This window comes from Microbacterium sp. Bi128 (assembly GCF_918698205.1).
Map to the genome: position 1 here is coordinate 1 of NZ_CAKKMM010001174.1, position 1,615 is coordinate 1,615.

The following is a 1,615-nucleotide window of genomic DNA, read 5'->3' on the forward strand; positions in this document are numbered from 1 at the left end:
GGCTCAGGTGGCCGGATCCGCAGCCGCAGGATCAGGTCGCGGGTCAGGGTCTCGCCGGGAGATTCCGAGCGCGGATCGGCCGCGGCCAGGACACGGCGGAAAGTCCGAATGCCCCGGCGGCCGTCCAGGTCATCTGCCATGGCCTGCAGGGCGCCCGGGTCCGCGCCGAGTCGAAGCGCGTGGTCGGTGAGGATCAACGCCTGCCTGTAGGGCAGCAGCATGGCGCAGTCGGCCGTCGTGCGCTCCAGGGACGTGGTCCGGAGGCCGTTCACCACGGCGACGTCGTGGTCGGCGAAGGGGCGCGTGTGGCAGCGGACGTCCCTCCCGTGTCGCTCGTTCGAGGGCCGTACTTTCTGGAGGACATGGATCACGTCATCCACGTCCCACAGGTGGAGGAGGCGGAGGCGCGCCGCGGAAGTGTGGCTGTAGTGGAAGGCTCCTGTCGACGTCGTACGCGTTCCGTGGGCGTGCGCGTAGATGAGCTGCCGGCTGCGGACAGTAGGCGACTGGGCGTTCCAGAGGCTGGCGCGATTGTAGCAGCCGTGCCGGAGCCGGACGAGGGTGCCTGAATCGAGGAGCGAGCGAATGGCGCGCGAGCTGAAGCCGAGATCCAGGAGCTGTTCGGTGCGCCAGAGGTTACCGGTCGGCGGCAGCCCCAGCGCGGGGTTATGCGTCATGCCACCAGCTTCGGCCGCTGCAGGAGCAGGCGGGAGGCCCCGTCGTCGTTATGTGGAAAACACGAGGCGGCCGCACCTTGGCTTCTTTGGGGGACGGCGGCCTTGGACGCCGCTCACTTCGCCGGAACGCGGCGAAGGCGCCGTCAATTTACGGCGAAGTCGGTGGTTTCCCGCGAATTCGGCGGGGCGTCAGCCGGGAACGCGGGCGGTGGTTCCGCGGACGATGAGGTCCGGCTCGATCAGCTGGCGCTCAGGCTCGAGGGTGGGGTCCTGGATCCGTGCCAGCAGGGCGCTTGCGACGCCGGACCCGACAATGTCGCTCCGGTTGTCCACCGAGGTCATGTCCAGATACCGCGACTTGGCCAGCGGGGAGTTGTCGTAGCCGATCACGGAGAGCTCTTCCGGGATGGACAGGCCCCGGGCCTTGGCTGCGGCGAAGGCGCCCAAGGCCATGGTGTCATTGGCGGCGAACAGGGCGGTCGTGTCGGGGTGGTGGTCAAGGACCCAGCAGGCGGCCGCATAGCCGTCCTCCTCAGAGGTGCCGCGGGATTCGCCGGCGATCCGGGCCTCGACGCCGGCCTCCAGGATTCGGCGGCGGAAGCCCTCCCGCCGGTGGGCCGCGGCGCCGCCGGAGCCCGAGAGGTGTCCGATGCGTGTGTGGCCGAGCCCGATCAGGTGCTCCGCCGCCATGCGGCCGCCGCCGTCGTCGTCGGGGCTGGGGGCGGTGGCCGCGGGATGAGATGTCATGACCTCCATCGTGCCGCATGCATCCGGGAACCCGGGAACCCGGGTCACCCGGTTAGCCGGAACGGCAGCAGAGACGCAGAAAGCCCGCACCGTTGCCGGTGCGGGCTTTCCATAAGACCTTGGGGAAGAAAGTTACTTCTTGCCGCCGAAGCCCTTGAAGCGAGCGTTGAAGCGCTCGACGCGGCCTGCGG

General features: G+C 69.5%; 2 protein-coding genes. Both read right to left on the minus strand.

What is annotated here, in order from left to right:
• A partial coding sequence (locus tag LQV45_RS30955; protein ID WP_230011121.1) for a type IV toxin-antitoxin system AbiEi family antitoxin domain-containing protein occupies positions 1-677 on the minus strand: 677 nt, incomplete at its 3' end.
• A gap of 189 nt (positions 678-866) precedes the next feature.
• Positions 867-1,424 carry a LacI family DNA-binding transcriptional regulator gene (locus LQV45_RS30960; protein WP_230011124.1) on the minus strand — a complete coding sequence of 186 codons (558 nt, stop codon included), beginning with the start codon at positions 1,422-1,424 and terminating at the stop codon, positions 867-869.
• Positions 1,425-1,615: the final 191 nt, after the last annotated feature.